Origin of the sequence: Methanobrevibacter sp. YE315, from assembly GCF_001548675.1 — an archaeon.
GTDB lineage: Archaea > Methanobacteriota > Methanobacteria > Methanobacteriales > Methanobacteriaceae > Methanocatella.
Genome location: NZ_CP010834.1, coordinates 409,864 through 424,524, shown reverse-complemented (window position 1 = coordinate 424,524; position 14,661 = coordinate 409,864). Strand labels below are relative to the sequence as shown.

Genomic DNA, 14,661 nt, shown 5'->3' with positions numbered 1-14,661 from the left:
GTGGCAGATAAAGAATGGATAGCAATCGGAAGAGTAGTCGGAGATACTGGAGAAAAAGGGGATACTGGTGATGCATTCACATATGAAGATTTTACGCCGGAACAGTTAGCTGGATTGAAAGGTGAAACAGGTGATACTGGACCGGCAGGACCAAAAGGTGATACAGGTGATAAAGGAGAAACTGGTGCGAAAGGTGATAAAGGCGACACGGGTGAGACTGGAGCAACTGGGGAGAAAGGAGACACAGGACCTAAGGGAGATACTGGAGACACAGGAGCTACTGGAGATACTGGACCGGCCGGGGCGACTGGGGACACTGGAGCTACTGGTGCTGCTACTACTATTAAAGGCTCGTATAATACTTACCAGGAATTAATAGCTGCACATCCAACAGGTAATCAAGGAGACAGCTATATAGTCAACGGCTCCCTTTATGTTTGGAATGGAACTGCTTGGGAAAATGTGGGGAACATAAAAGGAGATACCGGAGCAACTGGTGCTACAGGTCCGAAAGGAGATACAGGAAATACTGGTTCAACAGGTGCTAAAGGCGATACTGGCGCTACTGGTCCTAAAGGTGACACTGGAGCTACTGGAGCTACTGGTCAAGGTAGTGATGAGGAAGCTGGATGGAAACTGCCAGTCGATCAAATATTAACTACAACAACTTTACCTACAGGCGTTAGTGCAGGTTATCGTGTAGCTATTGTCACAAGCTCTGTCATGGCCATAAAAGAATATAATGGCACATCATGGGATACAGAATCTCTTGACCCATATTCAGTAATACCATTAAAACATTCTGGAAGCATACAGATGTATTTAGCAAAATCTTCAGGTCCAGTTTACATGGGTGTTGAATATGGTGTCTTTGGTAAGTTTAGGTTTATGACTCAGGCAGCTTATGATGCGTTAAGTAGCTATGATAATGACACAATTTATTTTGTAAGAAGTTCATAAGTGATAGTATGGAATTATCGGATGACATGTTGATTGAAATTAGTTATGTAAATATTTCAAAGTATAGGACAAAAGTAATGAAGTCTTTAGATGGGGAGGTATTGATACCTTCTCAAATAGCTAAAAATTCGGGTATTAGGACAAATCATATTTCAAAGGTTTTAGGTGAATTGAAAGAGCATGAGCTAGTTGAATGTATTAATCCAGAAGTTAGAAAAGGCAGATTGTACAGATTAACTGAAAAAGGCGATGACTTAGTTAAAAATTTAGAATAAGTGATGGCTGGTTTATATTTTGAATTTTATTAATCAAACAATGACTCGGATTTAAATAACACTTTAGTCATTATTAATCATGAAATCTAAATCATGTTCGAACAATTTAATTAATTCATTGAAAGACTTAATGTGTTTATCGTTGTATTTTGTTTGTTCAACATATAATGGAATATATGTAATTTGAGTTTCTTGAGAATTAACATCACTACACCATTCTTTCAACCTTTTTAGTTTTGGAGGAACATCTAAATCAGCATTTCCTTTTGTTTCAATAACATAAACAGTATCTTCTGATGTTTTTACCAAGAAATCAGGATAATATTTTGAAAGTTTCCCATTTCTATCTTGATATTCTATATTAAATTGAATTGCAAGATAATTTTTTGCATAAGATATGATATCTTTGAAATCTTCCAAATCATTAGCTACATCTCTTTCAAAGCCACTGTCTCCAATAATTTTATTAAAAACTGATTTTTTAGGTTCAATGCACTCTTGTTCTTTAACAATAAATGGTTTTGTATCTGCTACTGATTTCCATGTCATTATTCTTGGTTCAGAAATACAAGAAGTTGTAATATTGTTTATATAATATATGAAAGTCTCAAGTAGTGCATTTGAAACTTCACTTCTAGAAACATTTTTAATTACATTTGCATCCTCTAAATCAACATGTTCTTTAAATAAATAATCAGAAATAAATTCTTTTAATTTACCATAAACTGTTGCACTTCCTGAAACTAATCCTGTTTCTTTTAAAATAACTTCAGAGTAATATTTAAGCATTGATCTATAATCTATATTGTTATTGCCTTTTAGTATTAATGTTTCTTTTTTATCTTCATCAATAATATGAACAAAATCAATTTCAATAAGTTCATCTTCAGTATAAGGCACAATATCAAATTTTTCTACAAGCTTGAATTCACTAACATCCATCTGTTTTAATTTCATAAAGTCTTTATAAAATGAAGGCTCCAAAACAGGGATTAAAATATCCAAATCATCGATATCTTTTTCATCATTATCTAAATCAACTTCGATACGCATTGCTTGTGCTGGCACATCAGGGCCAACATGATCTTTACCCACTTTAACACCTTCAATTTTAATTGATTCAATAAATTCCATAAATGGTTCAGTTCCGATTATCATGAGTTTTTCTTCACTGTCACGATACATCTTTCTTAATCCTCTTCCCAAAGTTTGTTCAGGGAGAATTTGTGATTTTGCACTAAATGATCTCAAACCAACTATTGTAGTAACATTTTTAACATCCCATCCTTCTTTTAAGACTAATACTGAAACAATTACTTTATATGGACTTTCTAAACTATCAATTTCATTAGCTGCTTTTCTAAGCATATCTAATTCTTCTTTAGCCTTTTTAGATTTTCCATCTTTTAAATCACCTTTAGCATTAGTGTGAATTGTTAAAACAGAATTTTCAAATTCAGGATATGTTCTTTCAAGATATGATGCTACATCATCACATTTTTTCGTATCTTCCACCATTATAAATAGAACTGCCTTTTTACCAACACCAATATGTTCATCATAAGCTTTTTTCCATTCATAATACCCAACATCAAGGTAATCAGCATATCTTTCTTCAACTTTGATTGAATCAACTTCTTTCATTTTTTCCCGACTTTCATCATCGGGAATGAATGGTTGTTTTACAATATTTTGATGAATTGCCTCAACTAGCGGATAATCAGAAACGGTTTGTGGGAAAATATATCCTTTAGTATCTTTAGGTGTTGCAGTGAAATCAACTTGCATAGATAACTTTTTTCCTTTATGTTTAAGATTATTATGGATATCTTCAATTGATTTGAACCATTGCAAGTTACTATCATGGATGTGATGTGCTTCATCATTTAAAACCATCAATTCATCAATATCTCTTACAATATCTCCTAAATCCACGTGATCTTCTTTAACATCTTTAGCTTTTTTGCCTAAAAAATGATCCATTGTATTTTCATCATCAAATGAAGGTTCCTTGTAGTTACTGTCGTAAACTCTATGAATATTTGTTAAAAAGATATTTCCAGTTTTGTTAGTTTGATGTACATTGTCTTGAATATGCACATCTAATTGAAAATCAGATTTCCAATTTCTACCTTCATAACCATCATCAGGAATCATAGGGTCTGCAAAAAAAGTTTTAAGACCTTCAAAATCAGAGCGAATTCTATCTAATACAATAATATTAGGAGTTATGACTAAAAAATTTCTAGATAATTCTGAATTTTCTTCATATGTTTTATTGAAAAATGACCAAACTAAAATTAAACTTAAAACTTTTGTTTTTCCACTACCTGTTGCCATCTTAATTACAAAACGAGCCCATGATTCAGTAAGGTCTCTAGGTTTAATAAGTCCAGTACTATCAAATTTCAATAAATCATCTTTATCTTTAACATTTGCGATTTCATGAAGATATATTATGGTTTCAACAGATTCTCTTTGAGCAAAATAATATTTAAACTCAAAAAATTCGCCATTAGAATTTTCTATCCAATGTTCTTCTTCAAACCAAAAATGAAGCAATGCTTTAGTAGTTTCACTTGCACCTTCATAATCCTTATCTCTCCATTCTTTAACTTTAAGCCTTATTTCCTTTACCAATGGGGGTATAAGACTAAAATTTTTTTCTAGAGTTTTTTCATCCGGTTTCCATCTGCTATCTGGATCTAAGATAGTATATGGAGAACTTGGGAAATTATCTGGAAGTGGCATTATTTCCCTCCATTATTTACTTCTATTATTTTCATAGTATCATTACCAAATATATCAACAACTTTAATAGCTATTTTTGTTTTTCCTTTTTTTATTGGATACGGAGTTGATTTTAATAATAACTTCCTATCACTTTTTGTTCTAAAACTTTGCCATTCATTTTCAAAAATATATTTACCCGTCCATTCTTCATCATCATTAATTCGAATAATTTCTTTTTTACTTTCGTAATCAAAATCAATAGACCAATAATCTATCCAGTCAGTCCAATGTTTAGTAATCATTTCTTGTTTAATAATTCCATTATCATTTTTAACTTTAATTAATTTACCATTTGAAATTTTAAGTATGGATTGACCTTTTCGAGTTGGAACTTTCTCTTCATCTTGATTATAGAAAACAGCAAAGTCAGTTAATTCAATTGAAATATTGTTGTTTTTTAATTCATAGTCAACGTCGATATAAGAAACATCATAAAATTTCACTTGATCTTTTTCAATAGCTCTTTTATCAAAAACATCTTTAGGAATATATTTTAAACTCAAATCAATAGCTTTATCTTTAGCATAATCCTGTATATCTGGGAATAAACCCATTTCAAATTCAAAACCTAAAATATCTACTTTAGTTAATTGTTTTTCAATACATTCATTAAGAACTTCTTCAACAAACAGTCTTGAAACAGGCATGTCAATAGGACCAATTGAAATAAATCGCCCTAATTTATTACCTTTAAGAGTATTGAATCCATTTACAGGTTGTGCTTTATATGCAGATAAAATTAATGAAGTGAATTGTTTTTCTTTTTGAGATAATATTATTTCTTGATTTTCATCAAGTACTTCTGAATCAATACTCATATAATATTGTCTTTCATATTTTCCAAGATTCAAAATTTCAAATGATCTATAATCTTTTCCAGAAGCTTTTAACTCTCTTTGAATATTAATCATTCGTTTTCTAGTTGTATGAATAGCAAATTTACCTAAATCGGAACCAATCCATTTTCTACCAAGTTTTTCAGCCACTGCCAATGTTGTACCAGAACCACAGAAAAAGTCAGCAACAAGATCATTTTCATTAGAAGCCATCTTTATTATACGGGTTAATAATATTTCTGGCTTTTGAGTTGGGTAACCAACACGTTCATTTGACCCTGATGCTAAAGGATTTACATCAGTCCATAAACTACCAACATCTCTACCTTGATATTCATCTGCGTAATTTTTATATCTAGGTCGACCATTGTTTGTCCAATAAATTAAATACGGATTTTTTTCTAGACGTTCATCAAATGTTTTTTGAGACCAAACCCAACCTATGTCACTTATTACTTTTTTTCCTTGGATAATCCTAGTCTCACCAGCTGAGGATGCATTTGATCTTTTTTCTAATTTTTCATGATTAAATCGTCTATTGGTTTCAGGTTCTAAATAAGGAAATTTCTCATCTAATTCTTCATCAGATAATACTTCATATTGTGGATTATAAACAAAATTATCAGATTTAGTATAATATAAAATAGTATCCGTCATCACATCCAATCTGGTATTAGAGATATGGTGACCTCCAGTTCTTTTCCAAATAATTTCACTTTTAAAATTATCTTTTCCAAATAATTCATCTAAAATTAATCTAATATAACTATTAACTCTATAATCGCAATGAACTAAAATTGAACCATCATTAGCTAGTAAATCTTTCATTAAGGATAATCTTTCATAAATCATAGCAATGAAACTATCTGAACCATTACCCCATGTATCTCTGTAAGCAATTTCTTCTAAAACATTTTGTTCTTTTGTAATTGATTCATCACCAATGTCGATATCCATTGAGAAGTCAGCACCTACATCAAAAGGAGGATCAATATATATGAGTTTTATTCCTCCTTGTGCTTCGATTTCTTCTCTTAAAGGCCCATTTTTTAGACTACTTAGAATTAATTTATTGTCTCCCCAAATTAATTTATTTGACCAACCTTTAAGTTGCCTACCTCTTGGATCAACATCAAAGTTAAACAAATCGGATTGCTTAAAAGATGTTTTTCCAGTTTTTCTAGGTTCATCAATACATTCAATTGTTTGAAATGGTAAGACAACATTAGATTTTTCATTTGTTTTACCATCCCACAGTAATTCGACCTTTTGATTATTATCAAAAAGTTTAAATCTGTATTCGTCAGGTAAAGATTCATCATCCTCAATCATTTGGACAATTTCTCTTTTTTCATTATCTGTTAATTTCATAAAAATCCCTTAATATATTAAGTGTTAATAATTTATGTTCATCATAAATTAAATGTTTTGTTATATAAGCATAATTATCAAGGAACTAAATTTATATTTCTAATATATATACTATTAAATACAAATAATCATCTGAAGACAATATTAATTCCTACTTTGTTTTCAAAATAGGAATAAGTCATCTAATTCATAATATAATTCTGATTGATTATTATCGACTTATTTCTATTCTATCCTTTATTTTGTTTCAATAAGTAAATATTAATGCCTCTTTCTATTTTTAAGCTATTAACAGAATATTATAAGTTAAGGTTAATCTCCACTATATTTTTAAAAAAGTAGCTATTATATATAAATCTTTATATATTATAAATAATAAATTATATAATAAATTAAGTGGAGGACATTTATGCCAGATTCAATTGTTTTACTTGAAGAAAGAAAAGAAGTCACTACATTCTTATTAGATGAAGGTGCTATCACTGCAACCACCGTAACAACTCCTACTGGAGAAACTCCAGGTTACGAATACGCAGGAAACAAAATCAAGACAGACGATGTTGTAACATTATCAGCTAATTCAGATATCGGAAAACCAACCGTTAAGAAATATACTGCTGCTGAAGGTGAAATCATCTTAGGAATTGCAGTCAACGATCCGGTTACAATGACTGGGGGAAAAAGAAAAACAGCAATTCTTGTATTAGGTCATTTGTTCAGATTGAAATTAGCCAGTGGAATTTCAAACATTGCAGTCAACAACAGAATAGCTTTAACCAGCACAGGAGCCATCAAATCCGATGAGGGAGAATATATTGCAATGCATCCGGTAACAAGTTCAGACGATTACAAATACATCGAAGTATTCAGACCATATGACATCGGTGCAACCGGTGAAACTGGCCAAACTTAAAGGTGATAATTAATGATTACAAAAGGAAATAATACCAAAGTTCAAAATGAGGTAATAGCTCAAACTATTACTGATGAAACCGCAAAAAGATTGAAGTTAGCTAGATTGTTTCCTAAACAAGAAATCAAAGAGAATTCCGATTACTACACATATTTCAGACAAAACATCAATCTTGATGAAGCTATTAAAAAAGGATTGCTCGGAGAAGCAAAAGACATTGCTCCTGGTGCAAGCCTTCAAGAGTTAAACATCAGAAAACCAGTAACCGATACTATCAGCATTGATACTGTTGGAGGTGTCCTCAATGTTAACAAAGATGTCTTTGATAGTGACATTGTTTCATTTGAAGATTTATTAGGTGATGTAGCTACCGTTATTGCAAACCGTATTGAATACAACATTTACGATACAATAATAAGCTCTCCAAACGTTCCACAATATAATACTACTCAAACCGATGATACTATGGATGCGTTCGGTAACTTTGTAATTAAAGCGCAGGAAGCATTTAAAGGTAATGCTGGAGCGGGAGCAGATTTAACAATAATGGCTGAGTCTTACAAAACATTATCATACGTTAAACAATTAGCTTACAGTTCTAACAAGTTAGTGCAACCTGTTGAAGACATTAAAGAATATTATGGTATTGACAATATTGATCTTTTAGGAACAACCCAAGCTGACGGCGGATCATTAATAGGTGAAAAACAATACATCGGTTTCGATTTAAGAAATGCGCCATTAACAGTTCTATACTCTAAAAGTTCTGGAACTACTGTTGCACCTATTACATCAGATGAAAACATTGCAGACTTCTATCCTATAATTGAAATCATGAGAAAAGATATTTACGATGAGTTACCTCAATATACAAAGTTATTTATACAAAGTAAAGTAGGAATATTATTAAATAAACCGGGACTTGCTTTGAAAGGTACTTGCAGGCCATAAAGGAGGATTGTTAATGTTAACTAAAGGAAATGATGCGAAAGTACAAAATGAAGTAATGGCACAAATTATTGCTGATACTTCAGCAAAGTGGATGAAATTCACCAGACTTTTACCAAAGCAAGAGATTCAAGAAAACAGCCAATATTATACTTACATGTCTCAAAGAGTCAATATCGAAGAGGCCATTCAAAGCGGCGTGCTTGGTGAGGCCAAAGATATTGCTCCTGGTGCAACACTTCAGGAATTAAACGTTAGAAAACCAATCTCAGAAACTATCTCAATCGACACTATCGGTGGAGTCTTAAACGTTTCCGCTCAAATGTTAGATTCCAATTTAATCTCCGTTAATGACATGTTACAAGACGTAGGAATTCTAATTGGTAGGAGTATTGAAAAGGCAGCTATTGACATGATTATGAACTCCAGTAAAGTTGCTACCTACAACTTTGAAAGTGGTGATGATACTGGAATGACCATCCTTAAAGCTCAGGAAAAGTTCAAGGAAGCAGCTGGAAGCTATGCCAACTTAAACAGTATGGCAGTAAGCTACAAATCATTGACAACTCTGAAATCTGATATATTTTCAAGTAACCGTCAAGTCGAACCTGTGGAATTAATCCAAAGCTATTACGGCGTTGATAACATCGATATCTTAGGAACAGCAGTATGCGACGGAGGTTCTGAAATGGGTGACAAAACATACATTGGTATGGACTACATTAACCCCGGAATGAAACTCCTATACTCCAGAACAACTGGAACAACCGTTGCTCCGTTAGGACCTGACGGTGAGATGTATGATTTCTATCCATTAATCGAATTCATGAGAAAAGATATTCGTGATGAATTGCCAATGTATACAAAGCTATTCGTCCTTTCAAGTGTCGGTGTATTAATGAATGCACCTAACAGAATTATCAAAGGTAATTTCAGAGCATAAAACCATATTTTATCTCCTAAAATATTAGTGAAGTTTCAAGCTTCACTAATTTCTTCTGCTCATATTTTTTATATGCAATAATCGCTATATTATATACGTGAGGCTATAAAAATGAAATTAATTCTTGATACTGAAAATTCATATCCAACCACATTAACAGTTAAAGGTAAAGAATTAACCTTGCTATTGATAGAATCCAGTATATTAATTGATAGCTCTCAAATAGCTAAACTGTTTGATAAAAAAGAAAAGACAGTAGCTACTAAAGTCCAGAAATCCAAACTGGAGAAATACGAAACAGAAAACGTCAAGCTACTCAAAAATTACGGACTGATGCATCCAGATGCAGTCAAACCAAAACCATTCTATGACTTAAGGCAGATGCTGGAAGGACCTGCTTATTACTATTTCAAAAAGGAAGATGAAACTGATTTGATTGATGTTATTGTGAGAGTAGCTATTGGAAAGCACCGTGAGTGGATTCATAACAGAGACATCCAACATTAGCTATTGAAAATCTACTTTTAAAAACTTGTGCATATATCGTAGGGTAAAATACAAATTTAAATCAGATAATTCTTCTGTTAATGTTAATGTTGATTAATTAAATGAATAAGTATTGATTCAATACCAATTAATTCATATTCAAAACTTTAAATTTTTAATTCTTGAAAGCAATACATTTTCAGGTATTGAAATTGCAATCGTTAATGTCAATGTGGTTTATACAGTAAATTTTTAAATTTGAAAAAATAAACACATTAAACAAACATATAAATAATAATTGGAGGTCATATATGTCAAAGCTAAATATTGACCAAAAAACTGTTAAAGATCTTTTTAGTGCTAAAAAAACAAAATTTTTAATTCCAGATTATCAAAGGCCCTATGCATGGGGAGAAGATGAATGCCAAACACTATGGGAAGATTTATTCAATTTTTCATTTCCTGAAGAAAATTGTGATAACTTCGATAGTGAAAGTGATGAATATTTCTTGGGCCCTATTGTTACTTTTAAAAACGATGCTGGAGATATGGAGATAATTGATGGGCAACAACGTTTAACTACATTAATGCTCTTACTTCGTGCATTCTATGATAAGTTCAAAAACATGAAAGATGATAAATCTGCAAAGACTAGAAAACAAATTGAACAATGCATTTGGAGAACAGATGAATTTGGAGATGCAATTAAAGATGAACTAAAAATTGATTCGGAAGTTGCAACTGATAATGACAAAGAGGAGTTTTCAGAAATATTAAGAACAGGTAATGTATCAAAAGGAAAGAGCAGTTATGCTAAAAACTTTAACTTCTTCCAAGATAAGATTAAAGAATTTACAGAAGAGTATGTAAGTTATACTCCATTGCTCCCTCTTAGAATTATGCAGAATTGTATTCTCTTACCTATTGAAGCTGAGTCTAGAGATACTGCATTAAGAATTTTTTCCACTTTAAATGATAGAGGAAAACCATTGTCTGATGCAGATATTTTTAAAGCACAATTCTACAAATATTATTCTGATAAAGGTGAAAAAGAAAGCTTTATTGAAAAATGGAAAGACTTGGAAGTATTATGTAATTCTATTTTCCAACCATCATCAGGCAGTGCATTGGATGAAATATTTACAAGATATATGTACTATGAAAGAGCAAAGCAAGGTATTAAATTATCCACAACAGAAGCATTGCGTAGATTCTATGAAAAAGACAGTTATGCTCTTTTAAAAAATGATGAAACCTTTGATAACTTAATTGACTTAGCTAACTTCTGGAATGATGTATATGATCAAAATATAGAAAGATTCTCTAACGAAGTTCTAAAAAGATTATATGTTTTAAATTATGCGCCGAATGGAATGTGGACATACTTTGTATCCGTTTATTATATGGAATATAGGGATGATGATGGATTGCTTGATGATGAAGAATTTTATAAATTCTTAAGTAAAATCACAGCATTTATCTGGGCATATGCCGTTATTAATCCCGGTGTTAATGCATTAAGAACTCCTGTTTACCCAGAGATGATAAATATTGTTAACAAAGAACCAGTAACATTTGATGAGTTCTTATTCAGTGCAGAACAAGTACAAAACAAATTCAGAAGCTTCGATTTCAAAAATCAAAGACCAATCACAAAATCAATGTTAACTTGGTGGGCATTCCAAGAACCAGAACAAGAATGTTTGCCTTTAGAAAAAGCAATTGAGATTGAACATATCTATGCTAGGAATCGTCAGAAAATAGAACAAGGACTTACAAATCCAAATAATATAGATAGTTTGGGAAACAAATCTATACTGGAAAAGAAAATTAATATCCGAGCTTCTGATTATAGATTCTCTGATAAAATCAAATACTATCAAGGTTTCACAACTAAGAAAGGTAAGAAAGAAGGCACTGCTATTAAAGAATTAGTTAATCTTTCAAATTCAGTGACTGATTTTACAGAAACTGATATTGGGCAACGTGAAACAAAAATAATCTTGAAATTCATTGAATATCTAAAAGACAATGAATTACTCAAAAACTAAGATTTTAAGAAACTATTGATAATATTAGATTAACATATTCAATAGTTTCATCATCCTTTTTTCTATTTCTATTTCTTCAATTTCAATAATTCCTTTATCTTTATTAAATAGATTTATTACTTATTTTATATAAAAAATATAATATGAAAGATAATATTAGTTGGACAAGTTTTTGCCAAGCTATGAATTCCATAGCATACTGGCTACTCCAAAACAAAAAGAAGTATAAGAAACGTGACCATTACCAAATATTAACATTAAACGGTAGTTGTAGTGATATAGAAAAGAAAGCTAAAAAACTTGGAAGCGATAAGCTAGTTGCAATGTATACAATGGCTTTAATCAAAGATAATACGTCTTTGGATTTCCTTCCAAACTACGTAACATTAAAGAATGGAGAGAAAATCGATAAGGCTGAATATGTGGATATGGCAATAAGGACGGAAGCTTATATAAGAGCAAATAAAAGACTTCCCGCTATTGTATATAGGATGTCAACTCTTCCAGATTACAAAGATTCCACAATGAAGCTATTTATCAATGTATTCAACTTCAAAGGAAATACAATTGATGAAGCTTTAGCTATTATAGCAAAGAAAGAATTATATAGTAAATACTTCAATTCGCAAAAAACAGACAAGAAAACAATCAATGATGCTAAATCTGGAAAAGGTTCAAATTGTGTGGACTGGGGACAAGTATATTACAGAATAGCTAAATCTTTAGGTTATGATGTACAATTTGTCCACGTTAAATGCAGAGTATCTGGAACAGGCCATATAAGACTAAGATTAAAGCATAAAAAACATACTGGAGGTAATTGGATTAATCGTGATCCTGCTGCGGTAGCAGATACTACTTCAGGTAATGTAAGGTCTCTTTGGTGTGAAGATGGATATCTCATAGCATACGACCCATCATGGATATTCACAGATTTGTACAGTAGCTAACGTTAATGTTAGCTTTTTTTATTTTTTAATATTGAAATCAGCTTCATATATTAAATTAACTTTTTTAAATGTTTTTATATGCCTCCCATAGTTAAACTAGGTTGATTTATTAAATGGTCTGTGTTAATGTTAATGTCAGTGGATTATGTTAAGTTTAGATGTTTGCTTTTGATTTAATTAATAGTTGCATTGAAAATTATATTCACAATATTTGCTCAACATATTTATAATGATTCTGATAAATTTAGTATTAATAGAAAAATTTATAAACCCCATTATACTAACAATTTATTAACAAAGTTTATACAATTTTTTTATACACTAATTAGAACTATCACCTAAACACGTAGATTTAGATGATTATCGAAAAAAATTCCAATTTCGGTGATAACATGAATATACAAGAGTTATTAGATAAATGTGAAGATGCATATTTTGCTCATGATTATAAAAGACTCATAGAGCTTTGCGATGAAGTTTTTAAAATAGATCCAGATAGCCAAAACGCAATCGGTTATAAATCAATAGCTTACTGCTTTTTAAACCAACCTGAAAAGGCATTAGAAATTTTAGAAAAAGGAATCAAACTTTATCCTGACAATTATTATATCAATAACCATCTTGCAATGGTATATTATGATTTGGGAGATTATGAAAAATCTTTAAAGTATTGTGAGCAGGGTTTAAAGATTAAAGACTTTGATTGGCTATTTGAAAACAAAATAAAAGCTTTACTTAAACTGGGCAGAATTGATAAAGCAATTGAGTGCTATGAAAATGCACCTGCAGATATTGAAATCTGCGATTTGTTAATTGAAGCAGAAAAATACGATGAAGCTTTAAAATATTGTTTAAATGAAGATATTGATGATTTTGAGTTGGTCATTGATAAAATCAAAGAGGCAAATACTCAGGGACTTGGAGAATATTACATTTTATGGATTGACAAAATAAAATTTAAATATGATACTGAAGTCTGTCCAGATTGCGGAGGGCCGCTACTTCCAATTATTTGGGGATATCCAAATCCAAAATTACTTGAAAAAGCTGAACGTGGAGAAGTATTTTTAGGAGGTTGTGATATTCCTCTATTTTATACAAATTACCACTGCAAAAAATGTAATAATGAATTTTACTTAGGATGTGAAGGTTTACATATAGAATGTGAGGATTACAAGTTAAATGAATATATCAAATATAAGATTAGAGAATTGACTCGTATACTAAAAAACAATTCAACAATCTTTGTTAGATCTCTTGATGCTCTTAAAAAAGAATTAAGAGGTTTTGACGATAAAGAATTTGATGCATTCATAAATCACTTAAAATATTTAGATTACATTGACCAGCCACGTGAAGGATATATTAAGCTAGTGGGATTTAAGGATTTGAAATGTGCAAAAGAGTATTTGGATGAAGGCAAATTCGCTGCCCCAGAATGGTTAGTTTATCCACAATTGTCAGCATGGACAATAGGTTGGAGAATGGGTGCTGGTGAACATTATGTAATGAACCTACCGCACCATGATGAGGAATTTAGAAAGCTATTTCCAATGCCAAAATACTGGAATTTCAGATTTTCCGAAAGTCCATACAAGCCACATCCACTACTTGGTTATTTCTGGAGAGAAGATGGAAAGCCAGAATATCCAAATATTTCAGATGGAATTGAAATAAATGATTTCATCAATTTAAATGATGAAAAGGAATTCACCTCAGATACATTCCGCTTCAAATCAATTGAACAAGCACTATTGCTTTCCAAATGTTTACATTTCAAAAAATGTGATAAAAAAGATGATTTTGATGTGCTAGATGCAGTTGAATTTACTTTAGAAGAAGAAAAAAACTGGGACATTTATAAATACTCCGTCTTGCTTAATGCAAGCTATTTTAAAATCATGGAGGATGGAGACTTAAAACAAAAGCTTCTGGAAACTGGTGATGAACCATTGATTTATGTTTCAGACGATGAGGAAAATCTCTTTGGAAGAGCATTGATGGAACTTAGGGATGAAATAAGAAGACTTTGTAAAAATGAAGATTTAATCGATTGGGAATATACTGAATATTTAAAATATAAACCATGGTATTAAAATAATAGCCGTTGATATAATCAGATTGGAATAGGTGGT

General features: G+C 31.2%; 11 protein-coding genes. 9 read left to right on the top strand and 2 right to left on the bottom strand.

Annotated elements, in window-relative coordinates; all coding sequences use genetic code 11:
* Both TL18_RS11080 and TL18_RS01825 read left to right on the top strand, forming a co-directional pair.
* Window positions 1-960 carry a collagen-like protein gene (locus TL18_RS11080; protein WP_197031836.1) on the top strand — a complete coding sequence of 320 codons (960 nt, stop codon included), beginning with the start codon at window positions 1-3 and terminating at the stop codon, window positions 958-960.
* An 8-nt stretch (window positions 961-968) separates the two neighbouring features.
* Entirely contained in the window at window positions 969-1,235 is a 267-nt protein-coding gene (locus TL18_RS01825) for a MarR family transcriptional regulator (RefSeq protein ID WP_067040494.1), read from the top strand.
* A gap of 63 nt (window positions 1,236-1,298) precedes the next feature.
* On the opposite strand, the gene TL18_RS01820 is transcribed toward TL18_RS01825, so the two are convergent.
* On the bottom strand, window positions 1,299-3,986 hold the full coding sequence (locus TL18_RS01820) for a DEAD/DEAH box helicase family protein (RefSeq protein ID WP_067040491.1): 2,688 nt from the start codon (window positions 3,984-3,986) through the stop codon (window positions 1,299-1,301).
* Window positions 3,986-6,235 carry a site-specific DNA-methyltransferase gene (locus tag TL18_RS01815; protein WP_067040488.1) on the bottom strand — a complete coding sequence of 750 codons (2,250 nt, stop codon included), beginning with the start codon at window positions 6,233-6,235 and terminating at the stop codon, window positions 3,986-3,988. Before TL18_RS01815 ends, TL18_RS01820 begins: the two co-directional genes overlap by 1 nt.
* 409 nt (window positions 6,236-6,644) lie before the next feature.
* Here TL18_RS01815 and TL18_RS11170 point away from each other — a divergent pair, with 409 nt between their 5' ends.
* The 7 genes from TL18_RS11170 to TL18_RS01765 all read left to right on the top strand — a co-directional run bounded on the left by TL18_RS11170 (window position 6,645) and on the right by TL18_RS01765 (window position 14,622).
* Window positions 6,645-7,148, top strand: a complete 504-nt coding sequence (locus tag TL18_RS11170) for a hypothetical protein (protein WP_231483630.1) — start codon at window positions 6,645-6,647, stop codon at window positions 7,146-7,148.
* Between the two features lie 12 nt (window positions 7,149-7,160).
* On the top strand, window positions 7,161-8,099 hold the full coding sequence (locus TL18_RS11165; RefSeq protein WP_231483629.1) for a hypothetical protein: 939 nt from the start codon (window positions 7,161-7,163) through the stop codon (window positions 8,097-8,099).
* A gap of 13 nt (window positions 8,100-8,112) precedes the next feature.
* The gene (locus TL18_RS01785) at window positions 8,113-9,039 is read left to right on the top strand and encodes a hypothetical protein (RefSeq protein ID WP_231483628.1); all 927 of its coding nucleotides are present in this window, start codon (window positions 8,113-8,115) and stop codon (window positions 9,037-9,039) included.
* Window positions 9,040-9,150: 111 nt separating this feature from the next.
* Window positions 9,151-9,546, top strand: coding sequence for a hypothetical protein (locus TL18_RS01780; RefSeq protein WP_067040485.1), 396 nt, complete (start codon window positions 9,151-9,153; stop codon window positions 9,544-9,546).
* A gap of 290 nt (window positions 9,547-9,836) precedes the next feature.
* On the top strand, window positions 9,837-11,576 hold the full coding sequence (locus TL18_RS01775; RefSeq protein ID WP_067040482.1) for a DUF262 domain-containing protein: 1,740 nt from the start codon (window positions 9,837-9,839) through the stop codon (window positions 11,574-11,576).
* Between the two features lie 143 nt (window positions 11,577-11,719).
* On the top strand, window positions 11,720-12,526 hold the full coding sequence (locus TL18_RS01770; protein WP_231483627.1) for a pseudomurein-binding repeat-containing protein: 807 nt from the start codon (window positions 11,720-11,722) through the stop codon (window positions 12,524-12,526).
* Between the two features lie 392 nt (window positions 12,527-12,918).
* Window positions 12,919-14,622, top strand: coding sequence for a tetratricopeptide repeat protein (locus TL18_RS01765; RefSeq protein ID WP_197031835.1), 1,704 nt, complete (start codon window positions 12,919-12,921; stop codon window positions 14,620-14,622).
* Window positions 14,623-14,661 lie beyond the last annotated feature (39 nt).